Annotated in this window: 24 protein-coding genes; 8 read left to right on the top strand and 16 right to left on the bottom strand. The window is 70.2% G+C overall.

What is annotated here, in order from left to right:
• Window positions 1–16: 16 nt before the first annotated feature.
• From FKR81_RS03425 to FKR81_RS03410, 4 genes are read left to right on the top strand one after another with little or no spacing between them, the layout of a single operon-like run.
• The gene (locus tag FKR81_RS03425) at window positions 17–688 is read left to right on the top strand and encodes a flavodoxin family protein (protein ID WP_146349416.1); all 672 of its coding nucleotides are present in this window, start codon (window positions 17–19) and stop codon (window positions 686–688) included.
• A gap of 3 nt (window positions 689–691) precedes the next feature.
• Window positions 692–2,020 carry a phenylacetate--CoA ligase family protein gene (locus FKR81_RS03420; RefSeq protein WP_146349415.1) on the top strand — a complete coding sequence of 443 codons (1,329 nt, stop codon included), beginning with the start codon at window positions 692–694 and terminating at the stop codon, window positions 2,018–2,020.
• A gap of 13 nt (window positions 2,021–2,033) precedes the next feature.
• Entirely contained in the window at window positions 2,034–3,419 is a 1,386-nt protein-coding gene (locus FKR81_RS03415; protein WP_146349414.1) for an anthranilate synthase component I family protein, read from the top strand.
• The gene (locus FKR81_RS03410; RefSeq protein ID WP_146349413.1) at window positions 3,416–4,003 is read left to right on the top strand and encodes an anthranilate synthase component II; all 588 of its coding nucleotides are present in this window, start codon (window positions 3,416–3,418) and stop codon (window positions 4,001–4,003) included. The genes FKR81_RS03415 and FKR81_RS03410 overlap by 4 nt, the downstream gene beginning before the upstream one ends.
• 42 nt (window positions 4,004–4,045) lie before the next feature.
• Here the strand turns inward: FKR81_RS03410 and FKR81_RS03405 are convergent, their stop codons facing one another.
• The 4 genes from FKR81_RS03405 to FKR81_RS03390 are packed head-to-tail and all read right to left on the bottom strand — an operon-like array spanning window position 4,046 to window position 7,930.
• Window positions 4,046–5,245: a cytochrome P450 gene (locus tag FKR81_RS03405; RefSeq protein ID WP_146349412.1), complete on the bottom strand. Its 1,200-nt coding sequence runs from the start codon at window positions 5,243–5,245 to the stop codon at window positions 4,046–4,048.
• Window positions 5,242–7,002, bottom strand: a complete 1,761-nt coding sequence (locus FKR81_RS03400; protein ID WP_146349411.1) for a non-ribosomal peptide synthetase — start codon at window positions 7,000–7,002, stop codon at window positions 5,242–5,244. The genes FKR81_RS03405 and FKR81_RS03400 overlap by 4 nt, the downstream gene beginning before the upstream one ends.
• Before the next feature lie 10 nt (window positions 7,003–7,012).
• Entirely contained in the window at window positions 7,013–7,720 is a 708-nt protein-coding gene (locus FKR81_RS03395) for a thioesterase II family protein (RefSeq protein ID WP_146349410.1), read from the bottom strand.
• 3 nt (window positions 7,721–7,723) lie between these two features.
• Window positions 7,724–7,930: an MbtH family protein gene (locus tag FKR81_RS03390; protein WP_146349409.1), complete on the bottom strand. Its 207-nt coding sequence runs from the start codon at window positions 7,928–7,930 to the stop codon at window positions 7,724–7,726.
• A gap of 139 nt (window positions 7,931–8,069) precedes the next feature.
• On the opposite strand from FKR81_RS03390, the gene FKR81_RS03385 reads away from it, so the two are divergent.
• From FKR81_RS03385 to FKR81_RS03375, 3 genes are read left to right on the top strand one after another with little or no spacing between them, the layout of a single operon-like run.
• Entirely contained in the window at window positions 8,070–8,831 is a 762-nt protein-coding gene (locus FKR81_RS03385; RefSeq protein ID WP_146349408.1) for a thioesterase II family protein, read from the top strand.
• A gap of 2 nt (window positions 8,832–8,833) precedes the next feature.
• Window positions 8,834–9,340 carry a phosphopantetheine-binding protein gene (locus FKR81_RS03380; protein ID WP_146349407.1) on the top strand — a complete coding sequence of 169 codons (507 nt, stop codon included), beginning with the start codon at window positions 8,834–8,836 and terminating at the stop codon, window positions 9,338–9,340.
• Window position 9,341: 1 nt separating this feature from the next.
• Window positions 9,342–10,541 (top strand): cytochrome P450, encoded by a 1,200-nt coding sequence (locus FKR81_RS03375; RefSeq protein ID WP_146349406.1) that lies wholly within the window; start codon window positions 9,342–9,344, stop codon window positions 10,539–10,541.
• On the opposite strand, the gene FKR81_RS03370 is transcribed toward FKR81_RS03375, so the two are convergent.
• The 4 genes from FKR81_RS03370 to FKR81_RS03355 are packed head-to-tail and all read right to left on the bottom strand — an operon-like array spanning window position 10,538 to window position 13,067.
• Complete coding sequence (locus FKR81_RS03370) at window positions 10,538–10,837, bottom strand: nitrile hydratase accessory protein (RefSeq protein WP_146349405.1); 300 nt, start codon at window positions 10,835–10,837, stop codon at window positions 10,538–10,540. The two genes, FKR81_RS03375 and FKR81_RS03370, sit on opposite strands and share 4 nt — an antisense overlap.
• On the bottom strand, window positions 10,834–11,412 hold the full coding sequence (nthA, locus tag FKR81_RS03365; RefSeq protein WP_146349404.1) for a nitrile hydratase subunit alpha: 579 nt from the start codon (window positions 11,410–11,412) through the stop codon (window positions 10,834–10,836). The genes FKR81_RS03370 and nthA overlap by 4 nt, the downstream gene beginning before the upstream one ends.
• A 21-nt stretch (window positions 11,413–11,433) precedes the next feature.
• Window positions 11,434–12,105 (bottom strand): nitrile hydratase subunit beta, encoded by a 672-nt coding sequence (nthB, locus tag FKR81_RS03360; protein ID WP_146349403.1) that lies wholly within the window; start codon window positions 12,103–12,105, stop codon window positions 11,434–11,436.
• 23 nt (window positions 12,106–12,128) lie between these two features.
• Window positions 12,129–13,067: a LysR family transcriptional regulator gene (locus tag FKR81_RS03355; RefSeq protein WP_146349402.1), complete on the bottom strand. Its 939-nt coding sequence runs from the start codon at window positions 13,065–13,067 to the stop codon at window positions 12,129–12,131.
• 193 nt (window positions 13,068–13,260) lie between these two features.
• On the opposite strand from FKR81_RS03355, the gene FKR81_RS03350 reads away from it, so the two are divergent.
• The gene (locus FKR81_RS03350; protein WP_186762734.1) at window positions 13,261–14,658 is read left to right on the top strand and encodes an MFS transporter; all 1,398 of its coding nucleotides are present in this window, start codon (window positions 13,261–13,263) and stop codon (window positions 14,656–14,658) included.
• Between the two features lie 51 nt (window positions 14,659–14,709).
• Here FKR81_RS03350 and FKR81_RS03345 read toward each other — a convergent pair whose 3' ends face one another.
• From FKR81_RS03345 to FKR81_RS03310, 8 genes are read right to left on the bottom strand one after another with little or no spacing between them, the layout of a single operon-like run.
• Entirely contained in the window at window positions 14,710–15,756 is a 1,047-nt protein-coding gene (locus FKR81_RS03345; protein ID WP_146349400.1) for an iron-containing alcohol dehydrogenase family protein, read from the bottom strand.
• Complete coding sequence (locus tag FKR81_RS03340; RefSeq protein ID WP_146349399.1) at window positions 15,753–16,478, bottom strand: aspartate/glutamate racemase family protein; 726 nt, start codon at window positions 16,476–16,478, stop codon at window positions 15,753–15,755. Before FKR81_RS03340 ends, FKR81_RS03345 begins: the two co-directional genes overlap by 4 nt.
• Window positions 16,466–17,428, bottom strand: coding sequence for a transketolase family protein (locus tag FKR81_RS03335; protein ID WP_146349398.1), 963 nt, complete (start codon window positions 17,426–17,428; stop codon window positions 16,466–16,468). The genes FKR81_RS03340 and FKR81_RS03335 overlap by 13 nt, the downstream gene beginning before the upstream one ends.
• Window positions 17,425–18,240 carry a transketolase gene (locus tag FKR81_RS03330; RefSeq protein WP_146349397.1) on the bottom strand — a complete coding sequence of 272 codons (816 nt, stop codon included), beginning with the start codon at window positions 18,238–18,240 and terminating at the stop codon, window positions 17,425–17,427. The genes FKR81_RS03335 and FKR81_RS03330 overlap by 4 nt, the downstream gene beginning before the upstream one ends.
• A complete protein-coding gene (locus FKR81_RS03325) occupies window positions 18,234–19,652 on the bottom strand; it encodes a class I adenylate-forming enzyme family protein (RefSeq protein ID WP_146349396.1) in 1,419 nt (472 codons plus the stop codon). Before FKR81_RS03325 ends, FKR81_RS03330 begins: the two co-directional genes overlap by 7 nt.
• Window positions 19,649–20,497, bottom strand: a complete 849-nt coding sequence (locus FKR81_RS03320) for a hypothetical protein (protein ID WP_146349395.1) — start codon at window positions 20,495–20,497, stop codon at window positions 19,649–19,651. Before FKR81_RS03320 ends, FKR81_RS03325 begins: the two co-directional genes overlap by 4 nt.
• Window positions 20,494–21,579, bottom strand: coding sequence for a pyridoxal phosphate-dependent aminotransferase (locus tag FKR81_RS03315; RefSeq protein ID WP_146349394.1), 1,086 nt, complete (start codon window positions 21,577–21,579; stop codon window positions 20,494–20,496). The genes FKR81_RS03320 and FKR81_RS03315 overlap by 4 nt, the downstream gene beginning before the upstream one ends.
• Before the next feature lie 11 nt (window positions 21,580–21,590).
• Window positions 21,591–23,411: a condensation domain-containing protein gene (locus tag FKR81_RS03310; protein WP_146349393.1), complete on the bottom strand. Its 1,821-nt coding sequence runs from the start codon at window positions 23,409–23,411 to the stop codon at window positions 21,591–21,593.
• Window positions 23,412–23,438: the final 27 nt, after the last annotated feature.

Below are 23,438 nucleotides of genomic sequence, written 5' to 3'. Positions count from 1 at the left end.
TCCTACGGTCGTCGGCATGAGCAGCCCGAAGATCGTCGCCATCCACGGTTCCGAGCGCAGCCGCGGCAACACCGCCGACGTGCTCGAGTTCGTCGGCAAGGTGCTGGCGGCCCGCGGCGTCGAGCTGGAGGTCATCCGGCTCGGCGACCTGCGCATGTCGCCCTGCGGACCCTGTGGCGACTGCAACTCGCGAACCACCCCGTGTGAGCTGCGGGACGACGTTCCCGGTGTCGTGGAACGCATGGCGCGGGCGGACGGGATCCTGTACGCCGCGCCGGTGCACGGGTTCGGGACCGGCGCGCTGATGCAGGCGTTCATCGAACGCTCCGGCGTGGGCTACATGCGGTTCGACCGGCCGCTCACCAACAAGGTCGGCGGCGTCATCGTCATCGGCAGGCGGTACAGCCACACCGAGGTCTACAGCCATCTCGTCACCAACGTGCTGCTCAACCGCATGATCCTGGTCGGCAGCGGGTTCCCGTCGATCGTCTACGGCAACCAGCCCGGCGACGTGCTGCACGACGACGAGGGGCTGCAGATGGTCGAGCGCATGGTGAACCGGATGGCCGACATGATCGACGTGCTGCGCGAGCACCGGGAGCTCACCGGGCGCGACGGCATGGACACCGAGCTGGCCAACGAGCGCGACGACAAGTGGTTCGCCGCGCGCCACTCCCCGATCGGATGAGCCATGGACCACCAGGAGCTGTGCCGCCGCTACTACGCCGACCAACTGTCCGAAGTGGACTGGCAGGACTGGTACGCGGAACGGTTGTCGACGGTGCTGCGGCACGTCCGGAAGAAGTCCGACTTCTACCGCAGGCACCTCGGCGACCACACCGAGTTCGGCGAGCTGCCGTTCACCACCAAGGCCGATCTGCGCCGGGAGATGCACGCCGTGCTGAGCGGCGGTGTCGACGAGGCCGCGATCTACTACGAGACCACCGGCACCACCGGCCCGCCGACGCCGTGTCCGCGCAGCGCCAAGGACATCGAGTGGAGCAACCTCCACGTCGAACGGTCGTGGCGCGACATGTTCGCGCACCACTTCGGTGAGCGCATGCCCGTCATCGGGCTGATGGGACCGTCCGAGCTGTACGCGTTCGGCGACACGTTCGGCGACGTCGCACAGCGCCTCGGCGCCTGTCACGCCAAGATCTGGCCGGAGTCGAGCCGGGTCGGCTTCGCGAAGGCGTTGCGGCTCATCAAGGAGCTGAACGTCGAGGTGATCGCGTGCGCGCCCACGCTGTGCCTCAACCTGGCGAAGGCCGCGCTGCACCACGGGTACGACCTCGGCGAGTTCGGCGTGAAGATGTTCCTGGTGCTGGGCGAGATCTGCACACCGGAGTTCGCCGCCAACGTGAAGTCCATCTGGGGCGCGGACGTCCTGCCCGGCCTGTACGGCTCGCAGGAGGCGCTCGCGATCGCGACCGGGTGCGTGCGCAACCGGCTGCACCTGTCCGATCCCAACTACCTCGTCGAGGTGATCGACCCGGACACGCTCGAACCCGCCGGCGGCGCGGGCGAGCTGTGCCTCACGATGCTGATCGACGGGATCAAGCCGCTGATCCGCTACCGCACCGGCGACCTGGTGCGGGTCGGCGGATCGTGCGACTGCGGCATGCCCGGCAGGCTCGTCGAGGTGATCGGGCGGGTCGACGACCGCATCGCGCTGGGCGGCGGGAGGTTCCAGCCCTCCGAGATCGAGTCCGCGGTGCTGAACGGGGTCACGGGCTGTCTCGGCTACCAGGTCGAGATCGACCCCGGTGACCGCGTGACGGTCCGGCTGGAGCTGCTCGACGGCGACGCGACCGGGGCCGTGCGGGGCATCGTCCGGCGCCTGCGGGAACGGTTCGGCGTGGGCGCGGACATCGCGGTCGACGCCGAGCTCGACCCGATCACCAACACCGGCGCGTTCGTGAGCTGGAAGGCCGCGCGCATCAAGGACAACCGCATCGGACCGGACCACGTCGTCGAGGCCGCCCGCGAAGCCGCGGCACGGCATTCGTACACCACCTGATCGGGAGGCCGCGATGGTGTCCACCGAGCGCCGGGCGTTGCCGGCACTCGACCCGCTGACCGCCTACCTCGCGCTCGCCGAACGGTTCGGCGACGACGAGATCTACCTGCTCGAGTCCCCGTCCGGACCAGCGACCGACCGCCGCCACGCGGTGGTCGGTTTCGGTGTGCTGCTGACCATCTCGGTCACCGGCACCGACGTGCGGATCACCGGGGAGCCGGACGTCGTGGCCGCCGTGCGGGCACGCGTCTCGTTGCCGCTGACCGACCGGCGCGGGGTGTGGGACCTGTTGCGCGACGCGCAGAGCGCGTTCCCGCGGACACCGGGCTTCGGCTTCCTGTCGTTCTTCGGCTACGACACCGCGCACTACGTCGAGGACCTGCCGAGGACCATCCCCGGCGAACCGGGGGCACCGGACGTGTGCGTGGTGCTGCACCGGGGCCGGATCCGGTTCGACGTCGCGTCCGGTGAGGCCGAGCTCCTGCTGCACCACAGCGAGCTGTGGCCCGACCTGGAGCCGGACGCCGTGCTGGACGCGCTTCGCGTCGCGCCGGAACCCGCCGACGCGCGGGTGCCGCCCGCTGTCTGCGTCGACGAGACCGACGAGCCGACGTTCCGGCGCAACGTGCGCCGCGCGCTGGGCCACATCGCGATCGGCGACATCTACCAGGTGCAGATCGGGCACGAGCTGCGCATCACGAGCGAGCTCGCGCCCGTCGACGTCTACCGGCGACTGCGGGAACGCAACCCCTCGCCGTACATGTACCTCGCCCGGCTCGCCGGCGACACCGTCATCGGCGCGAGCCCGGAACTGTTCGTCCGCTTCGAGGACGGTGTCGCGACCATGCGCCCGATCGCGGGCACGATCCCGCTCGACGCCGGACCGCAGGCCGCGGCGAGACTGCGCGCCGACCCCAAGGAGATCGCCGAGCACGTCATGCTGGTCGACCTGTGCCGCAACGACATCGGCCGGGTCTGCGACCGCGACACGCTCGACGTGCCCGACATGCTGGCCGTTGACCGCTACTCGCACGTGGCGCACCTCGTGTCGACGGTCGTCGGACGGGTGTCCGAAGTGGATTCCTACGAAGTGGTGCGCGCGCTGTTCCCGTCCGGCACGATGACCGGCGCGCCGAAGATCCGCGCCATGGAGATCATCGAGTCGATCGAGTCCAGCCGCCGCGGCCTCTACGCGGGTGCGCTCGGGCTGATCGACTTCGACGGCGCGCTGAACCTCGCGTTGTGCATCCGCAGCCTCACGCACGCCGGGAACACCTACCGCACCAGGGCGTCCGCCGGCGTCGTCGCGGACTCCGATCCGGGCGCCGAGTGGCGGGAGACCCTGGCCAAGATGAGCGCCGCCTACTGGGCGGTCACCGGGAAGGAGCTGGTCTCGTGAGGACGCTCGTGATCGACGCGTACGACAGCTTCGTGCACATCATCCGGCAGTACCTCGACTCGGTGGACGCCGGACCGAGGGTCGTCCGGTCGAACGAGCTGACGCACGACGACATCAGCGCCGTGCGGCCGGACCTGATCGTGCTCGGTCCCGGACCGGGGCATCCGGCGGCGTCCGGGCACGTCGAGCTCGTGCACCGGTTCGCCGATGAGGTGCCGATGCTCGGCGTGTGCCTCGGCCACCAGGCGATCGGGCTGGCGCACGGCGCCGACGTCCGGCCGGCCGCGCATCTCGTGCACGGCAAGACGAGCCCGGTCCGCAACGACGGCAAGGGCGTGTTCCGCGGGCTGCCCAACCCCTTCGACGCCACCCGCTACCACTCGCTGATCGTCGTCGAGGACACCGTTCCCGACTGCCTCGAGGTGACCGCGCACGCGGAGGACGACGGCTACGTCATGGGGCTGCGGCACCGCGTGCTGCCCGTCGAGTCGGTGCAGTTCCACCCCGAGAGCATCACCACCGACCACGGCCCGCGCCTCTTCGCGAACTTCGTCAGAACGTGGGCGGCAGCGCGAATCGCATGACGAAGGGGGCGGCTCCGCGGAGCCGCCCCCTTCTCCGTCGTCTCACACCACCTTGACCGGCATGTGCTTGGTGCCGAGCATGAAGTTGGACCGCAGCCGCTCGATCGGGCCGTCCAGCTCGAACCGCACTCCGCGCTCCCGCAGGTGCTCGAACAGGATCGTGATCTCCTGACGGGCCACGGTCTGGCCGATGCACCGGTGGTTGCCCACGCCGAACGCGATGTGGTGGTTCGGCGTCCGCGTGACGTCGAACCGGTCTGCGTCGGGGAAGACGTCCTCGTCGCGGTTCGCCGAGGCGTTCCACAGGGTCAGCTTCTGCCCCTTCGCGATCGGCACGCCCCTGATCGTCGCGTCACGGGTCGCCGTGCGCTGGACGTAGGCGTTCGTCGACGTCCAGCGCAGGATCTCGTCCACGGCCGTGGGCAGCACGGACGGGTCGGCGTAGAACCGGTCGGCCTGGTCGCCGAACTCGGCGAACGCCGCGACGCCCGCGCACGCGGTGTACGGCGTGGTCTCGTTGCCGCCGACCACGACGTTGAGCGTGTTGTAGAGGATCTCCGCGTCGCTCATCGGACGGCCGTTGACGCACGAGCTCAGCAGCATGCTCACCAGGTCGTCACCCGGCCGGTCCTTGCGCTCCTCCGCCAGGTCGGCGAGGAAGTCGAAGATCTCCACCTGCGCGGTGACCAGTGCGAGCTCGCCCTCCCGGTACTCGCCGTCCTCGGACCCGATCATGTTGCGGGTCAGTGCCAGCAGGTGATGCGCGTCCTCCGCGGGCAGGCCGAACATCGCGGCCAGCACGCCGGCCGGCAGCTCGGGCGCCACCTCGACGGCGAAGTCGCCACCTCCCTGCGCCACGATGCGGTCGACGGCGCGGTGCGCGTAGCGGCGCACGCTCTCGCCGATCACCTTCAGCATGGCGTTGGCGAAGCCCTGCTTGACCTGCTGACGCAGCAGGCGGTGCTCGGGCGGATCGGCGCAGATGAGCATCTGGCCGGTGGCGGTGTCCTGCTCGCTGCCGAACGACCCGCCCATCACGGTGCCCTGCTCCGAGCTGAACGTGCCCGGATCGACGTACACGTCGTGGATGTCGGCGTACTTCGTCAGCGACCAGAACCCGCTGTCACCCGAGGGGTTCCAGTGCACCGGCTCGGTGCGGCGCAGGTGCGCCCACACCTCGTGCGGGTCGCCGTGCACGAACAGATCGGTGTCGGTGAGATCGATCGGCCGGGTGGTGGTCACGAGATCAGCACCTCCTCACGCGTGCGGTCGACCAGCTGCGCCAGCTCCTCCAGCACGCTCGACTCGAACACGGCGCGGGGCTTGAGCTTCACGCCGAGCTCCTTGCGCACCACCGACCGGACCCGCACCGCCAGCAGCGAGTGCCCGCCCAGCACGAAGAAGTCGTCGTGCACGCCGACGTGCTCCACGGTCAGCAGGCGCTCCCACAGGTCGGCGAGGTAGCGCTCGGTCTCGGTGCGGGGCTCCACGAAGTCGGGGCGCTGGCGCATCCGGGTGGACGCGGTGTGCCCGAGGTCCTCCCAGTCGCGCTTGCCGTGCGCGTCGGTCGGCATCGCCGGCAGCACGATGAACTCGCTGGGCACCAGGAAGTCCGCGACCCGGCGTTCGAGATCGGCCCGCAGCTCCTTGAGCGACAACGTGTCCACGGCGGGCACGAGGAACGCGACGAGCCGCTTGTCGCCCACCTCGCCGACCGCGATCACGGCCGCCTCGCGCACGTCCGGGTTGGCGCAGATCGCCCGTTCGACCTCACCGGGCTCGACCCGGTAGCCGCGGATCTTGACCTGCGTGTCGACCCGGCCGAGGTACTCCAGCACCCCGTCGCCGCGGTCGCGGACGCGGTCGCCGGTGCGGTACATCGCGCCGCCCTCGCCGGAGAACGCGTCCGGCACGAACCGCTCCGCGGTCAGCTCCGGCCGGTTGAGGTAGCCGCGGCTGACGCCCGCACCGCCGACGTACAGCTCACCGGGTTCGCCGACGGGAACCCGCTTGAAGCCGGCGTCCAGCACGTACAGGTGGTAGCCGTCGAACGCGCTCCCGATCGGCACGCTCTCCGCGTCGTCGTCGATCCCGGTCACCTCGTGCGCGGTGCAGGCCGTGGTCGTCTCCGCCGGGCCGTACAGGTTGAACAGCCGCCCGGAGAACCGGCCCGCGAGCAGGTCCCGGCACGTGGACGGCAGCAGCACGTCGCCACCGGAGTGCAGGATCCGCAGCGGCGCGAACGAGTCGCGGTCGACCTTGACCGCGTGGTTGATCGCGATGGCGGGCGCCAGCATCACGGTGATCTTGCGGCGCTTCAGCTCGCGCTGGATGTCCGAGTCGAGCAGCTCGGGGATCGACGGCAGCACCACGAGCTCGGCGCCCGCGGCCAGCGTGCACCAGATCTCGAAGTTGGCCGGGTCGAACGAGATGCTGGCCACCTGGGCGGTGCGGTCGTCCGGCGTGAGCTCGGGCAGCACGGGGTTGAGCGTGAACGCGATCATCTGCCGGTGTTCCAGCACGATCGCCTTGGGCTGCCCGGTGGAGCCCGACGTGTAGAGGACGCACGCGGCGTCGTGCGGCGCGGGCGGCGGCAGCGGCTCGCCTGCCCGCTCCGCGGGTTCGCTGCGCCAGCGCAGCACGTCGTCGGGTGGCAGGTCGTCGGCGAGGTCGGGTTCGGTGATGACCAGCCGCACCCGCCCCTCGGTGATCATGTAGTTCCGCCTGCCCTCGCCGTACCGCGTGTCGATCGGCAGGTAGGCCGCACCGGCTTTGAGCACGCCGAGCACGGCCACCACGACGTCCACGCCGCGGCGCAGGTGCACCGCGACCCGGTCCTCCCGCACGACTCCGAGCTCGACGAGCCGGTGCGCCAGCGCGTCCGACCGCGCGTCCAGCTCGCGGTAGCTGAGCTGCTGCTCGTCGTCGGTGACCGCTGCCGCGTCGGGGTGGGACCGCACGCTCTGCGCGAACAGTTCCACGAGCGTCTTGCTGCTCACGATTTCCGCCTCATTCCTTGAAGTCCCGTGCGATGACGTCACGAAGTTCCGTCGGCGCGCTGAGGAAGTCGAAGAAGTCGCCCTTCAGCACGTGGTGGGTCACAGCGCCGTACTCGGTCCACTCCCCCATGTCGGTCGCGGGCACGATCGTGTCGCCCGCCCACCCGATCGTCGTGATCGGACACTTCACCGGCCGCGCGGGCGGCGCGTACTCGAAGCACAGGTCGATGTCGTTGCGCAGCAACATGACGGAGAGCTCCAGCAGTTCCGGCAACGGATCCGGGTCGCCGAGCCGGACGGAGATGGCGCGCAGCTCGCCGGACAGCTGGTCGTCGCTCATGTCCGGGTGGAACGGCTTGGAGACGCCGAGGTACGGCACGTACGACGACGACACGAACAGCCGTTGCGGCTTCCGGTCGAGCCGGTCGGCGACGGCGTGCGCGAGCAGTGCTCCCATGCAGTGGCCGAAGAACGCGAACGGCCGGTCGAGGTAGGGGTCGAGCTCCCGGACGGCGTCCTCGGCGAACGCGTCGAAGTCGGTGTACGCGGGCTCGCGCATCCGGTTCTCCCTGCCGGGCAGCTGCACCGGGCAGATCTCGATGTCACCGATCCGCCCCGGCCAGTCGCGGAACGCCGCGGCGCCCACGCCCGCGAACGGGAAGCAGAACAGCCGCTTGGTGGCGTCCGGATCGGGTTCCAGCAGCAACCAGCGTCCCATCGATCACTCCATTCCCTCGCTGCGTTCGTCCTCAACGGGGCGCATGTCGCGCCACAGTTCGGCAACCTGGTTCAGGCACGCCTGCCTGGTGCCGGAGAACCCGGTCGGGCGCCATCCCGCGGGCACGGCGACGTCGGTGGGCCAGATGCTGTAGCGGCCTTCCTCGTTCACCACGACACGGAAGTACAAGCCGCAGTCGGCCTGTGCCATGAGACCTCCCGAACCTGCGTGGCAGCAGAACCTACGAGCGGTGGGTTAGCACGGGGTTATGCCTGGCCGGGCGTAACCCCGTGCTAACTGGGCGTCCGTAGGTTCCGTTGCTCACCGACCCGGCTCACCGGAGGAACGCATGTCGCAACGGACCAAGTGGCTGCTGCGCGATCCGTCGCCCGAGGCGGAAGCCCGGCTCTTCTGCCTGCCCTACAGCGGGGTGGGCGCGTCGGTGTTCCGCAGGTGGCCGTCGCACATCGGGCCGCTGGAGGTCTGCCCGCTGCAACTGCCCGGCCGGGAGAACCGCATCGGGCAACCGGCGTACGGGGACTTCCCCGCGTTCGCGGCCGACGCGGCCGACGCGCTGGCGGACCACCTCGACCGGCCGTACGCCGTCTTCGGTCACTGCATGGGCTCGATCCTGGCCCACGCACTGGTCACCGAGCTGCGCTCGCGCGACGTCCGGCAGCCCGAGCGGCTGTTCGTCTCGTCGTCACGGGTCCCGCACTGGCCGCCGGACAGGCGGTACCGGATGCCGGCACCCGGCGCGGTCGGCGTGTACCACCCGTCGATGACCGAGGAGCAGCTCGCCGACGAGGTGAGCCGGGTGTCGCGCACGGTCGGCGGCACCGACCTGCACCCGGACCTGCTGCCGCTCGCGTTGCGGGTGCTGCGCTCCGACCTGGAGATGTGCTTCGGCTACGCGCCCGCACTGGCGCCGACGGGCTGTCCGATCAGCACGATCGGCTGGTCCGACGACGCCGACGTGCCGCCCGCCGAGATGGGAGTGTGGCAGGAGTGCGGGCCGGTCACGCACCACGTGCTGCCCGGAGACAAGTTGACGTTCCTCGAGGCTCCTGCCGAGCTGCAGGAGGTCGTCGAGAAGGACTTCAGGGGTTGACCATGACTCAGACGCTGGACATCGAACGCGAGCTGTGCGGCCACGCCGCGGTCGGCGAGGCGGCGGTCACCGTGGACGGCGACCGCGTGGTCGCGTTCGTCGTGCCCGCCGGCGGCGGCCTCTCACTGCGCGAGCTCCGGGCGGAACTCGGCACCGAGCCGGACGAGTTCGTCGTGCTCACCGCGTTGCCGCTCGCCGAGGACGGGCAACCCGACTGGGCCGAACTCTCCCGTTCCCGCAAGGACCTCACGCGCAGGCGCATGCCGTACACCGCGCCGCGCACCGACACCGAGCGCTACCTCGCCGCGTTGTGGGAGGACCTGATCGGTGTCGAGGACATCGGCGCGGACGACGACTTCTTCACGCTCGGCGGGCATTCACTGCTGGCCGTGCGGATCCGCATGCGGCTGCAGCGCGACCACGGCGTCACGGTCGCGCCCGAGGCGTTGTTCGAGAACAGCGTGCTGTCCGAACAGGCCGCGGTCGTCGACCGGACGCGGGAGGCGTGAGATGACCCGCACGCTCGACGACATCGACCTCACCGACCGCGTCCTGCACTCCACCGAGGACCTCTCGGAGTTCTGGCGGGACCTGCGGCACACCAAACCCGTGCACTGGCACCAGCCCGCGGACGGCGGCACCGGCTTCTGGGTGCTCACCGCGTACGAGCACATCAGCGCGGTGTACCGCGACACCAAGCACTTCACGTCCGAGCGCGGCAACGTGATGGACGCGCTGCGCGCGGGCGGCGACTCGGCGGCGAAGCGGATGTTGTCGCTGACCGACGGCCGGCGCCACACCGACGTCCGGTCGATCCTGATGAAGACCTTCTCCAAGCGGGGTGTCGAGCAGGTCGGGGAACGCATCCGCGGCATCACCCGCGGTCTGGTCGAGCAGGCACTGGAGCGCGGCACGTGCGACTTCGCCATGGACGTCGCGGCGCCGATCCCCTTGATGGCGATCTGCGACCTGCTGGGCGTGCCGGAGGAGGACCGCTGGCGCATCTTCGACCTGACGTCCTCGATGGTCGCCTCCGAAACCCCTGAGCACACGCAGAAGGACGCGTGGCGCAACAAGAACGAGGTCCTGTTCTACTTCGCGAACATGGCTGAGGGACGCCGTGTCGAACCGCGCGACGACATCGTCAGCCTGCTGACCGGCGCGCAGATCTCCGGCTCGGGGCTGACCGAGGACGAGATCATCTTCAACTGCTACAGCCTGATCCTCGGTGGCGGCGAGACGACGCGGATGTCCATCGGCGGCGCGGTGGTCGCTCTGGTGCAGCACCCGGACCAGTGGCGTGCACTGAAGAACGGCGACGTGTCCGTGGACTCCGCGGTCGAGGAGGTGCTGCGGTGGACGACGCCGTCCATGCACATGGCGCGCACCGCCGTCGCGGACGTCGAGATCGGCGGGTCGTCGATCCGCGCGGGCGACATCGTGACGCTGTGGAACGTCTCGGCCAACCGCGACGAGAAGGCCTTCGAGCTGCCCGACGCGTTCAACCTCGCCCGGTCGCCCAACAAGCACGTCACGCTCGGCGGCGGGTCGCACTTCTGCCTCGGCGCACACCTGGCCCGCCTCGAGATCAACTCGGTGCTGACCTCGTTGCGGGACCTCGTGTCCGAGATCGAGCCCGTCGGCGAGCCGCGGCGGATCTACTCCAACTTCCTCGGCGGCGTCTGCCACGTGCCGGTGGCGCTGCGTTAGTGCTCCTTGTGCTCCATGACAGAACGCACCGACGCCACCAGGGTCTTGGTGTCGACCACTCCCGTCGACACCAAGGCCCGCTCCAACGCCGTCAGCCAGTGTTCGTAGTACCGGTATGGCGCATCGGGATCCCGCCCGGCGATCGCGTCGACCAGCTCGGCCCGGAAGTCGTCCCACTGCAACGCGCCGGCATCAGCCAGCGCGACGGCAAGACCGAAAGCCCTGCTCTCCCAGGGGAACTCGAACAGCAGCTCGCCGTTGCTCCTCGGCACGTCCGCAGGCAACTCGGTCGTCACAGCACCGCCACCCCCACCATCGACTCGCGGGTCACGATGCCCGCGAGCCTTTCCTCGTCCCAGTCCTCGGTGCCCGCGGGTCGTTGCGGCAGCGTGAAATAACGCACCTCGGCGCTCGAGTCCTGCACGCGGATCTCCACGTCCTCACCCAGCGGAAGGCCGAAGTCCTCGGCCAGCACGCGGCGCGGTTCGGCGACCATGCGAGCGCGGTATTCGGGGCTCTTGTACCAGTTCGGCGGAATTCCCAGCACCGGCCACGGATAACACGAGCACAACGTGCACACGACGACGTGGTGCACGGTGTCGGTGTTCTCCACCGCGACCAGTTTCTCGCCTTGCAGGCCACCGATGTCGAGTTCCCAGCACGCGGCCGTGGCGTCGGCGAGCAGGCGTTCCCGGAATTCCTCGTCCACCCATGCTCTCGCGACCACCTGAGCCCCCAGCAGCGGCCCGATCTCGGACTCGTAGACCTCCACGATCTGGTCGACGGTGTCCGTGCCGATCAGGCCTCGTTCGACGAGCAGGGACTCCAGCGCTTTCACCCGTGCGCGGAGCTCGGCGTCGTCCGACACGATCCCCTCCCCCGAGAAGTCGGTTCAGTCAGCGGGTTCCAGGTAGCTCTCCCAGACGTCCACCCGAACCTCGTGATCTCCCTTTTCCCACAAGTCATGAGCGTTAAACGCGACGTTGTAGGTGTGTTCCGGGTGCTCGCCCTCGTGGTGCGCGTTCGTGTCCGGCAGCACGAACGCCGGGTCGACGCGGCGCACCACGCCGAGATGGCCGCGCACGTACGCGGGCAGCCTGGTGTGGCCCGGTTTCGCCGACGAGACCGCGCGCACGTGGTCTCCCACGGCGTACCGCGGTGGGGTCGGCACGGGGCGGTCCAGCGAGGCGCCGAACTCCAGCGTGTCGCGGAACAGCTCGAACAGGTCGGGTTGCGCCTTGCCGCGCACCTCTTCGTCCGGCGCGGCCAGGAACTCCTCGACGCGGGCGCGCAACGTCGCCGCGTCCAGCACGCCGAGCTCGGTCAGGTTCGTCTCCATCGCGACGAGCCACTGCTCGAAGTAGCCGGTGGCGCGATAGTCCGCCGCCGGCATGCGCTCGCGGGCGTGGCGGTTCTCGTCGCGGTTGTAGAGGCCGATCGTCGACGTGGCCATCGTGAGACCGAAGACCTTGCGCTGCCAGTCGTGGTCGAACAGGGGTTCGTCCGGATCGAACCGCACGGGTCCGAAGCCGGGCGCACCGCCCAGGTCGTGGGGACCGTCCATCACCCCATCGTGGCACCGCGCGGTTACGTGGCGAGCCCGATCCGGTCCGCTTCGGTGAGCCACAGGTCGTCCGGCCTGGTGAAGCCGGTGGTGAACGCGTCGAGCAGCTTCGGCAGCAGCGGGTGCTCGCGCCCACGCGGCCACACCAGCGACCACGGGTACGCGGGCGTCGGGTCGACGATGTAGACGACGTTCGCCCGTTCAGCGGACGGCAGCTCCATCCTGCTGCCCACCAGCGTCGCCACGTCCGGGCGTGCGCCGACCTCGTCCACCAGGTAGTCCAGGCTCAGCGCCGGCCCGGAGAAGTCGAGGTCGAGCCGCCACGCCGCCGCGAACTCGCGCAGGAACTCCGCCCACTCCCCCACGGCACCGCCGATCGGCACCCACAGCGGGACGCCGCGCAGGTCGTCGAGCCGGATGGACTCGGCCGCGGCGAGCTCGTGGTCCCGGCTCACCAGCAGCGCCAGCGGTTCCAGCAGCACCAGGCGGTGCGCCAGCTCGGCGAGCGCGGACGCGGGCAGCGAGTGCACCCGCCCGAACGCCGCGTCGGCCTCGCCGGTGCGCAGCGCGGGCAGCGTGTTCGGCAGGCCGTGCCGCATGCTCACCTCGAGCGGGACGTCCTCCAGGTGGCGAACGGCGTGCCGCACCAGCTGCATCGGCGCCAGGCGCTCGTCCAGCACGTCGATCCGGATGGTCTGCGTGGTCTCGCGGATCGACGCGATCGCGGCGTCCGCAGCGGAAAGAGCGTCAATCGCATAAGGGAGAAAACGCTCACCGACCGGTGTCAGCTCAACCTTTTGGGTGGACCTGTCGAACAGGCGTGCCGACAACGTCTCCTCGAGCTTTCCGATCCGCTTGGAAAGTGCTTGCTGGCTCAGGTAAAGGCGTTCGGCAGCACGTCCGAAGTGCAGTTCTTCGGCCGCGGTGACGAACGCACGCACCTGCGCCATGTCCAGTTCCATTGGTTCATCTTGGGTAACAACCGTTGGTTGTCAAGTGAGGAGTGATTGTTGTTGGACGGGGTAACCCCGGGGAGGTTTCCTGGAGTAGACCCGTTTTTCAACAGTCCCACGGGAGTCCAAGATGTCCACTGTGGAGAATCGTCGCCGCGAGAGGGAGACAGCCCCCGAGGCGAATCCTCGCCGGTGGCAAGCGTTGGCCGTACTGGCGCTGGTGCAGTTCATGATCGTCATCGACAACACGATCGTGAACATCGCCCTGCCGTCGATCCGGAACGATCTCGGGACCTCGCAGGCGGGTCTCGCCTGGGTGGTCAACGGCTACCTGCTCACCGCCGGTGGTCTGCTGCTGCTCGGCGGTCGCTTCGCCGACCTGCTGGGGCGCAAGAAGATCTTCGTCATCGGTACCTCCGTCTTCGCGCTCGCGTCGCTGACCAGCGGTGCGGCCTGGAACTCGGGTGTGCTGATCGTCAGCCGGTTCATGCAGGGCGTCGGTGAGGCACTGGCCTCACCCGCGGCGCTCGCGCTGATCGTGCTGATGTTCACGACGCCCAAGGAGCGCGCGAAGGCGCTGGGCATCTGGGGTGGTCTGGCCGGTCTCGGCGCCACCGTCGGTGTGCTTCTCTCCGGTGTGATCGTCGACTTCGCGAGCTGGCGCTGGGTGTTCTTCATCAACCTGCCGGTCGCCGCGATCGCGCTCGTCCTGTGCGCCAAGCTGGTTCAGGACGCGCCCGCCGTCGGCGTCAAGCGCAAGCTCGACATCCCCGGCGGTCTGCTGGTCACCGGTGGTCTGATCCTGGTGGTGAACGGCCTGCTGAGCGCGGCCGAGCACCCGTGGAGCAGCTTCGGCGTGTGGGGTTCCTTCCTGGCCGGCTTCGTGCTGCTGGGCCTGTTCGTGCTCGTGGAGTCGCGGACCGAGGACCCGATGATGCCGCTGCGGTTCTTCGCGAACCGGACGCGCGTGTCGGCGAACGCCACGACGGTCCTGCTGACCAGCGCGATGGCCGCGATGTTCTTCATCGTGACGCTGTACGTGCAGCAGGTGCTCGGGTACTCGCCGCTGCAGTCCGGTCTGGCTTACCTCCCGTTCTGCATCGCGTTCATCCCCGGCATGATCCTGTCGACGCAGCTGGTGACCCGGTTCGGTCCGAAGACCGCCATCATCATCGGCTTCGTGGTGAGCGCGGTGGGCATGTTGCTGCTGGCCCGCATCGACGCGCAGGGTTCGTTCTGGGGCCAGCTGGTTCCGGCGACGATGGTGCTCGCGTTCGGTCTCGCCATCGGCCTGCCCGCGCTGCAGAACGCCGCACTGCACGAGCTGTCCGGTGAGGACGCCGGTCTCGGTTCCGGTGTGCAGACCTCGGTGCAGCAGCTCGGTAGTGCGCTCGGCCTCGCGGTGCTGACCACGGTCGCGTTGACGCACACCACCGGCGTGCTGGCGACCGGCGTGCCGCAGAACGAGGCCATCGTGTCCGGTTACCGCTTCGCGTTCGTCATCGCGGCGATCGTGCTGGCCGCGGGTGCGGCTCTGGTGGCCGTGTTCATGCAGAAGGTGAAGGCGCAGGATCCCAACACCGTTGGCGCGCCTGCGTGAGTCCACGAACAAGAAGGGGGAGCCGATCGGCTCCCCCTTCTTCTCGTTGTCTCACATCGATGCGCGGTACATCGCGGCTATGTCGTCCACAGTGGCCTCGAACCTCCAGTTGGCGCGCACGGGTCCGTAGTGCAGTGCATCGCAGGCGAGTTCGTCCGGGTCGCAGACGGGCAGACCGAGTGGGACGCCGACGCGCTCGAGCAACAACGTGAGGCCGTCGGCGAACTCCGGTGCGCCAAGGCATTCCGCGAGGTCGCTGTCCCGCTGTTCCTGCGCGTGCCTGCTGGCCCGCAGCACCGCGGGCGCGACGAGGGCGTTGGCGATGCCGTGCACGACGCCGTGCCGTTCGGTGAGCGGGTAGCCCAGCGCGTGCACGAGGCCGGCGTTGGCCTGTGCCATCGCCAGGTTCGCCTGCAGGCAGCCGAGGCTCAGCTCGTGGCGATCCAGCGACGGCAGGGCCGCCGCGATCCGGCGCACGCCCGGCAGCGCCAGCGCGTCGCTGAACGGCGTCGCGGCGCGGGCCAGGTAGGCCTCGGCGCCGTGCATCAACGCGTCGAGCGCGCACGCGACCGTGGCGTCGCGCGGTAGGGACTCGGCCAGCGTTGGATCGATGACGGCCGCGCGCGGCACCAGGCAGGCTCCGCTCACGGCGTGCCGCTTGCCCTGATCGGTCACGACCGCGTGGGAGGAGACCTCGCCGCCGCTGCCCGGTGTCGTGGGCACCGCGATGACCGGTAGGGCCGTTCCGAGCACCCTGTCGAGTCCGTAGACGTCCTGGAGCCGTGTCCCCGCACTGCGCAGCGCCACCGCCGCCTTGGCGACGTCGATGACGCTGCCCCCACCGACGGCGACGACCCCGTCGGCTCCGTCCAGCGCAGAGCCGCACGCGGTGACCTGGTCGGCCGTGGGTCGCCCAGCGACGAAGACGTCGTGCGGGACGTCGAGCTCGGCACGGACCCTCTCCACAACACCAGCGGCGAGCACTCCGTGGTCGGTGACCACGAGTGCTCGCCGCACACCGCACTCCCTCAGGGAGTCGGAGAGGTGGGTGATGGATCCGGCGCCGAACCGCACACTGGGCGGCAGGCGCAGTCTCATCGCACTCGACCTCCCGAGACCGCGAGCCGGGTGTTCGCCGCGGCGGGTCGCTCGAACCCGCTGACCGCCCAGTCCAGCGCGGTCAGGATGTCGAAGATCGGCACGGGGACACCGGCCCGCACGTCGTCCAGCACGGCGGGCAGCATCGTGCACTCGCAGACGATCGCGCCGAGCTCGGGTTCGCGCGCCAGCATGTCCTCGACGACGGCGAGCAGGTCCGCGCGCATCCGTTCACGCAGCCGCGGCGTGACCTCCTTGGTCTCCAGGAACTCGAGCCACGACGCGTGTTCGCCGACGCCACCGAGCACGACCGGGATGTCGGCGGAGCTCCAGCCGCTGGCGCGGAAGTTGCGCTCTCCCACCGCCGAGGTGAAGAACGTGAGCACGCCGACCGGCCGCTCGCCGACCAGTTTCCTGATCGCCGGCACCATGGTCAGGCTGGACGTCACCACGGGCACCCGGACCGCGGCCGCCAGCTCGTTCTGCAGCAACGCGATGAGCCCGCAGTTGGCGGTGATCACCGTGGCGCCCTCGGCCTCCAGCTCGCGCGCCGCCGCGACGTACAGCGGCAGCATGGCTTCGGCCTCCTCCTGGCTGCGCGGCGTGCGCGAGCCCCGCACGACGTGGCGGATCACGGGGTACGGGAAGGTCTCCGCCGACGCCATGCAGCCCGGCACGTCAGCCATCTTCCCCTCCAGCATGAGGATTCCTAGTACGCCCACGCCCGCACCTCCCGCTCGATCCCGGCCGCGTCCAACCCGTGGCGCCGCAACTGTTCGGCGTAGTCGCCGATCTCCTTCACGAAGGCGTCCGGCAGCCCGATCATCCGCAACGGCACCGGCGCGTCCTCGGCCAGCACCTCCGCGACCGCGCTGCCCAGCCCGCCGATCGTCGAGTGCTCCTCGACCGTGACGACCCGGCCGGTCCGCTCGGCCGACTGCCTGAGCAGCTCGCGGTCGATCGGCTTGATCGTCGGCATGTCGACGACCCGCACGTCACCGAGCCGGTCGGCAGCGGCGAGCACCTCCGGCACGATCGTCACGCCGCACGTGACGATCGTGAGCGATCCTCCTTCGCGCAGCACGCGGCCGCGGCCGATCTCGAACCGGTCGTGGCCCGCGTAGACCTGGGGGCCGGGCTCCACCCCGAGCCTCAGGTACACCGGCGCGTTGTGCTCCAGCGCGGCCCTGGTGGCGTCGTAGGCCTGCAGGGCGTCCGCCGGTGCGATGACGGTGAGGTTCGGCAGCGCCCTGGCCACCGAGACGTCCTCGATCGCGTGGTGCGTCGGGCCGGAGAACCCGGCCGCGATGCCGGTGAACATGCCCGCGATCACCACCGGCGCCCGGTGGTAGCAGATGTCGAGGCGCACCTGTTCGGCCGCGCGCATCAGCGCGAACGTGCCGAACGTGTTGAGGAACGGGCGTTTGCCCGCCATCGCCAGCCCCGCGGCCGCGCCCACCGCGCTCGCCTCGGCGATGCCGAAGTCGAGGAAGCGGTCCGGCAGGGACTCGCGGAACTTCAGGCCCCAGCAGTCGCCGAGGTCGGCCTCGACGGAGACGATGCGCGGGTCCTCGAGCGCCAGGTCGAGCTGCGCCATCCGGCACGCCTCGAACGCGGTCGTGGTGGCCGGGTCGAACCGCAGCCCCTCCCGGATGTCGGCCAGCGCCGTCATCGCACACCTCCCAGCTCCCGCAGCGCCTGCTCCTTCAGTTCCTCCGAGAGGTGCCCGTAGTGCCAGGTGTTCGTGTTCTCGGAGAACGACAAACCCTTGCCCTTCACCGTCTTCGCGATGACGACCGTCGGCCTGCCCCAGGTGAGCGGCACCTCGTGCAGCACGGTGCTGAGCTCACCGACGTCGTGCCCGTCGACCTCGACGGTCGCCCAGCCGAACGCGCGCCACTTGTCGGCGAACGGCTCCAACGCCATGATCTCCTCGGTCGGCCCGTCCTCCTGGATGCCGTTGCGGTCGACGATCACGACCAGGTTGTCGAGTCCGTAGTGGGCGGCGGCCATCGCGGCCTCCCACATCGAGCCCTCCTGGCACTCGCCGTCGCCGACGATCACGAACACCCTGCCGGGCGAGCGGTCGGCCGACGCGGCCATGGCGAGGCCGACGCCGACCGGCAGGCCGTGGCCGAGTGAGCCGGTGGCGAGCTCGACACCGGGAATGCCGGTGTGCGGGTGGCCGGCGAGCCTGCTGCCCGTCTTCTTGTAGGTGTCCAGTTCGGACACCGGGAAGAAGCCCGCCTCGGCCAGCGCGGCGTAGTAGGCCGCGCTGGAGTGGCCCTTGCTGAAGATGAGCCGATCCCGGTCGGGAGCGGACGGGTTGGCCGGGTCGACCCGCAGCACGCCGTCGAAGTACAGCGCGGTCAGGATCTCCACGGCCGACATCGAGCCGCCGACGTGCGCGCCGGGCGAGTCGGCTGCCAGGTGCACGACGTGCTTGCGCAGCATTCGTGCCTTCTCGGCGAGGTCGTTCACCATCGCGGGTTCCTCCCGTGTGCTCCGGCCGCCCGCAGCAGCGAACGGTTGATCTTCGAGGTGGGGGTCATCGGCAGTCGGTCGACGACGTGCACGCGGTGCGGCACCTTGAACGCGGCCAGGCGGGTGCGGCACCACGCCAGCACGCCGTCCTCGTCGAGCCGGGAACCGGGCAGCGGCACCACGAACGCGGCCACGTCCTCGTCGGACAGCTCGGTCGGCACGCCGACCACCGCGCCCAGCAGCACCTGCGGGTGCTCGGCCAGCGCCTCCTCGACCTCGGCCGGGTCGATGTTCTCGCCGCGCCTGCGGATGACGTCCACGCGGCGCGCGGCGAAGTGCACGTGCCCGTCGTCGTCCATCCAGCCGAGGTCGCCGGTCCGCAGCCAGGACGACGCCAGCGCGGCACGGGTGCGTTCGGGGTCGCGGTGGTAGCCCTTCATCAGGCCCGGCCCGCGCACCTGGATCTCGCCGATCTCCCCCGGAGTCGCCGCCACGCGCACCTCGGCCGGCGGCAACGGCGTGCCCATGGAACCGGGTCGTGGCAGGTACGGATCACCGCACAGCACCGTGTTCGTCTCGCTCATCCCGTAGCCCTCGACCACGGTGACGCCGAACCGCGCGGTGAACTCCCGCGCCACGTCGGGGCGGGCGCCGCCGCCGTACACGAGGCGCAGCCCGTGCCCGGCGGGCGGCGTCACCGGGCTGCGCAGGATCAACGTCAGCATCTCGCCGAGGTGGCGGAACGCGGTGGCGCGGAAGTCGTCGACATGTCCCCAGAAGCCGGACGCGCTGAACCGCGGGACGACAGCGAGCGACGCGCCCGCCTGCAGCGCGCTGACCGCGAACGACTGCCCCGCCATGTGGAACAGCGGCAGGCACGCGAGCAGCCGGTCATCCGCCTCCAGCCCGAGCCGCGTCACGAACGCGGGCGCGGGCGCGGTGTACGAGGTGTGGCTGAGCACGCATCCCTTGGGCGATCCGGTCGTGCCGGACGTGTAGAGGACCGTCACCGGATCATCCGCCCGGACCGACGCATGCGGCGCCGACGAACTGGTGGCGGCGAGCATCGAGGGAGCGACGACCCGGTGACCGGGGATCGGCCGGTCCGCGACGACGAGCACGGCGCCGGAGTGCGTGAGCAGTGGCGCGAGCTCCGCGTCACGTAGCGCCGGGTTCAGCGGCACGAACACCGCTCCCAGTTTGGCCGCCGCGAGCCACAGCGTCAGCACCAGCGGAGAGTTCGGCAGCACCGCCGCCACCGCGTCTCCCCTGCCGACACCCATGTTCCACAGCACGCAGGCGCATCCGTTGACGCGCGAGGCGAAGTCCGCGTACGAGACGTCGGGGCCGAGCAGCAGCGGCCGGTCGCCGAACCGGTCGACGGCGGTGTCGAACAACGCGCCGAGCGTCATGACCGACCTCGGTGCAGCACGTAGGTGGGCGGGGCACCGCGTTCGTGCACCCGGAGCCCGACGGCCCGGTAGCCGCGGCCGAGGTAGCCGCCGAGCAGGTCGCGCCCGGTGTGCCGCCACGAGATCGCCAGCTCGCGGTCGCGGGCGCTGATCGCGTAGACGTCCCACGGCACCTTGAGCAGCACGGTGTGGTCGTCGCAGTCCGGTGTGGACCACGCGGGCACGGGGAGGTCGTGGCGGTTGAAGCGGATGTCGTTGACCGGTGTGCCACCGCCCTGGTCACGTTGCCGCGGCACCGGCGGAACGTGCCACGCGACGAGCAGCCGGTCGGTCTCCAGTCCCGCGTTCAGCCCGAGTCCGACACCGTAGGCGTTCACCACGTAGTCGACGCCGACCGCGCCGAGCTTGTTGAGGTTGAACACGACGTTGCGCCCGGAGAGCGGGTCGAACGTCCAGGTGATCAGGCGGAACCCGTGCCGGGCGGCGAGCCGGGCCTGGTACTGCTTGAGCTGGTAGCCCAGGCCGAGGTTCTGGAACTCCGGCGCGACCGCGGCGAGCACGGAACACTGCTTGACCTCGCCGTCGGAGGTCACGCCGGGGAACGAGAAGACGAACCCGGCGAGGTCGCCGTCCGCGGTGAAGGCGCCGAGCACGTACCCGCCGTTCTCCTGCGCCGTCACCATGTCCAGCAACGGCACGCGGGCGATGTCCTCCTCTCCCCAGATCCTGCGCTGCAGCTCCTCGCACGCCTGGTACTCGAGGTGCCCGTGCACGCGGCGCAGCAGGATCCGTTCCGCGCCGACCGAGATCACCTCGAGGTCGGCGGCGACAGGCGTGATCGTCATGGCAACTCCGCGAGTTCGAGGCCGGACAACGCGGTCACGACCCGGCCGAGGCGGTCGAGCCCCTCGGTGAGCAGGTCGACCGGACGGGCGTAGGAGATCCGGACGTAGCCGGGTGCGCCGAAGACGTCACCGGGCATCAGCAGCAGCCGCTCGCGGTCGAGCAGCTCGGTGCACAGGTCCCACGACGACGTGCCGGGCAGGTCGACGCGGCAGCACACGTACGGCGTGCCCTGCGGCGGCAACGGCCGCAGCTGGGGGTGGTCGGACGCCCAGTCGCGGAACACCCGCCAGCCGTCGGCGAGCCGCTGCTGGTAAGCCGCGAGGTAGGTCTCGCGCCTGCCCAGCACGGCGAGGCCCAGGTCCTCGAGCAACGGCGAGTTGCTGATGGTCGTGTAGCGCCGGTAGTTCACGCACTTCTCGACCACCTCGGGCGGGCCGACGAGCCAGCCGAGCCGCAGTCCGGGGAACCCGTACACCTTGGACAGCGAGCTGACCGAGCACGATCCGGGCACGTGGTGCACGACGCTGCGGCCGAAGTCGGTCAGGTACTCCTCGTCGTTGACCACCAGGGTGTCCGTCGCGGCGAGCGGTTCCCACTGGTGGTCCGCGAACGTCAGCCCGGTGGGGTTGTGCGGGCTGTTCAGCACGACCATCCGCGTCCGCGGCCCGACCGCCTCCGCGACCCGTTCGCCGCCGCGCGCGTCGCCGTCGGTCAGGTCGTAGTCGACCGACACCGTCGTGGCGCCGAAGCGCGCGGGCAGGTCGAGCGTCTGCTGCCAGCCGGGCGCGCGGGCGACGACCTCGTCACCCGGTTCGAGCAGCGCCGCGTACAGCAGGTACAGCGCCTCCTGGGCACCGTGGGTGATCAGCACCTGCTCGGCGGGCACGCCGTAGCACTCGGCCACGGCCGCGCGGAGCTTTCCGGCGCCGCGGTCGACGTCGTAGCCGGCCTTCGTGGTCATCTCGGGCAGCAACGGCTCGACGCTCTGCGACTCCATGCCGCTGACGGCGAGGTCGACGTCGTACCGGCCCGCGGCCACGTCGAACAGCCATTCCTGGGACCGGTAAGGGGGAACGGGCATTGCTACCTCCTTCAGGCGCGGGACCGCAGCCGCTGCAGGGCGGCGGCGACCTCGTCGTCGGACATCCGCTCGACGGTGCCGGCGAGATCTGGCGTGTCCTCCGGCGCCTCGTCGGGTTGGTCCTCGATCACCTTCGCCAGCGACGCGACCGTGCTGGCCTGGAAGAGCTCGACGACCGAGATGCGGGAACCGAGCCGCGCGTTGATGTCGTTCACCAGCTCGGTGGCGAGGAACGAATGGCCGCCCAGCCCGAAGAAGTCGTCGTCGCGGCCGACCCGGTCGACGTCGAGCCTGCTCGCCCACAACGCGGTCAGCTCGTCCTCCAGCGGCGACACCTCGTCCGTGCTGCGGCGGGCCTGCTCGGGAATGGACTCGTCGGGCTCCCACCGCGGCAGCTCGGGCGCGGGCAGCTTCGACAACGGCAGTTCGGGCGCGTCCACGGCCGCGGCGAGAATCTCCTGGTACGCCGCGCAGATCAGCTCGGCGCTGCGCCGGTCGATCCAGTCGGCGTTGTACTCGAAGCGGGCGCACAGTCCTTCGGGCTTCTCGTCGAGCACCAGCTCGAAGTCGAAGCGCACGGTGTCGTTCGACATCCCGTCGCAGCGCAGCCTGGCGTTCGGCCCGAACGCCGTCTCACCGCGCATGAGCGGTGTGCCGCCGTAGCTGAAAATGGTCTGCGTGATGGGGTTCGACTGACCGTTGCGCGCGGGCCGCACCACCTCGACGAGCTTGCCGAACGGCAGGTCCTGGTGCTTCAGCGCGTCGAACGTCACGTCCCGCACGCGGTCGACCAGCTCGCCGAACGACGGGTCGCCGTCGAGCGCGGTGCGCAGCACCACGGTGTTCGTGAGCGATCCCGCGACCCGCTCGAACTCGGGCCGGTCGCGGCCGGCGAGCGGCGTGGCGACCGCGATGTCGTCCCGGCCGCTCAACCGCATGAGCAGCACCTGGTAGGTCGCGAGGAGCACCATGAACGCCGACGAGCCGCGTTCTCTCGCCAGCTCGGTGATGCGGGCGGCGACCGTCGGTGCGACCTGGAACGTGACCGTGCGGCCGTCGAGCGCGATGCCGGGCTGCTTCGGGTGGTCGTAGGACAGGCCGAGCCCCGCGTAGCCGTGCACCTGGTCGCGCCAGTAGGAGAGCAGCTCGGCGACCCGGTCGTCGGTGAGCCACTGCCGTTGCCACGCCGCGAAGTCGCCGAACTGCACGGGGTTCTCGGTGAGCGTCGCCTGCCTGCCGGTGACCCGGCCCGCGTAGCACGCCGCCAGCTCGGACAGCACGACACCGATCGAGCCGCCGTCGGCAATGGCGTGCGAGGCGATCCACACCAGCACGTGCCGCCGCTCGGACAACCGCTGCAGCTCAACGGTCCACAGTGGACCTTCTTCGAGGTCGAACACGGCGCGCGCGAGGTCGAAGGCACGTGCGTCGGCCAGTCCGTCCGGGTCCTCATACCCGCTGAGGTCGCGCACGGCGAGCTCGCGACGGTCGTGCGGACGCACGATCTGCCGCAGACCGTCCGGCGCGGCGGTGAGCGTGGTGCGCAGCACGTCGTGGCGTGCCACCACGTCGTTGAGCGCGGCGGTCAGCGCCTCGACGTCGAGCGGCCCGTCCAGTGCGAAGCGGAACGGGACGTTGTAGTTCGGCACACCCGGCGCCAGCCTGCTCAGGAACCACAGCTGCTCCTGCGCGAACGACGCGGGAATCGGCCCGCTCGGATCGACGCGCGGGACCAGGCTCCGCGGTGGCGGCGTGCCCTTTCGAGCTCGGGCGACCAGTCGCGCTCGCTGCTCCGGTGAAAGGCGGGCGAGCCTGGCGACGGAATCGTTCACGGTTCCTCCTCGGCCAGTTCTGCTCAG

This window comes from Lentzea tibetensis, from assembly GCF_007845675.1.
GTDB lineage: Bacteria > Actinomycetota > Actinomycetes > Mycobacteriales > Pseudonocardiaceae > Lentzea > Lentzea tibetensis.
The sequence above is the reverse complement of the archived record's forward strand: the minus strand, read 5'-3'. Positions and strand labels throughout refer to the sequence as shown.

Excerpts from the sequence above, each read along its gene's own strand:
- FKR81_RS03425 (WP_146349416.1), top strand. The coding sequence starts at position 17 with ATGAGCAGCCCGAAGATCGTCGCCATCCACGGTTCCGAGCGCAGCCGC.
- FKR81_RS03420 (WP_146349415.1), top strand. The coding sequence starts at position 692 with ATGGACCACCAGGAGCTGTGCCGCCGCTACTACGCCGACCAACTGTCC.
- FKR81_RS03415 (WP_146349414.1), top strand. The coding sequence starts at position 2,034 with ATGGTGTCCACCGAGCGCCGGGCGTTGCCGGCACTCGACCCGCTGACC.
- FKR81_RS03395 (WP_146349410.1), bottom strand. The coding sequence starts at position 7,720 with ATGGGACGCTGGTTGCTGCTGGAACCCGATCCGGACGCCACCAAGCGG.
- FKR81_RS03390 (WP_146349409.1), bottom strand. The coding sequence starts at position 7,930 with ATGGCACAGGCCGACTGCGGCTTGTACTTCCGTGTCGTGGTGAACGAG.
- FKR81_RS03385 (WP_146349408.1), top strand. The coding sequence starts at position 8,070 with ATGTCGCAACGGACCAAGTGGCTGCTGCGCGATCCGTCGCCCGAGGCG.
- FKR81_RS03380 (WP_146349407.1), top strand. The coding sequence starts at position 8,834 with ATGACTCAGACGCTGGACATCGAACGCGAGCTGTGCGGCCACGCCGCG.
- FKR81_RS03375 (WP_146349406.1), top strand. The coding sequence starts at position 9,342 with ATGACCCGCACGCTCGACGACATCGACCTCACCGACCGCGTCCTGCAC.
- nthB (WP_146349403.1), bottom strand. The coding sequence starts at position 12,105 with ATGGACGGTCCCCACGACCTGGGCGGTGCGCCCGGCTTCGGACCCGTG.
- FKR81_RS03355 (WP_146349402.1), bottom strand. The coding sequence starts at position 13,067 with ATGGAACTGGACATGGCGCAGGTGCGTGCGTTCGTCACCGCGGCCGAA.
- FKR81_RS03345 (WP_146349400.1), bottom strand. The coding sequence starts at position 15,756 with ATGAGACTGCGCCTGCCGCCCAGTGTGCGGTTCGGCGCCGGATCCATC.
- FKR81_RS03335 (WP_146349398.1), bottom strand. The coding sequence starts at position 17,428 with ATGACGGCGCTGGCCGACATCCGGGAGGGGCTGCGGTTCGACCCGGCC.
- FKR81_RS03330 (WP_146349397.1), bottom strand. The coding sequence starts at position 18,240 with ATGGTGAACGACCTCGCCGAGAAGGCACGAATGCTGCGCAAGCACGTC.
- FKR81_RS03325 (WP_146349396.1), bottom strand. The coding sequence starts at position 19,652 with ATGACGCTCGGCGCGTTGTTCGACACCGCCGTCGACCGGTTCGGCGAC.
- FKR81_RS03320 (WP_146349395.1), bottom strand. The coding sequence starts at position 20,497 with ATGACGATCACGCCTGTCGCCGCCGACCTCGAGGTGATCTCGGTCGGC.
- FKR81_RS03315 (WP_146349394.1), bottom strand. The coding sequence starts at position 21,579 with ATGCCCGTTCCCCCTTACCGGTCCCAGGAATGGCTGTTCGACGTGGCC.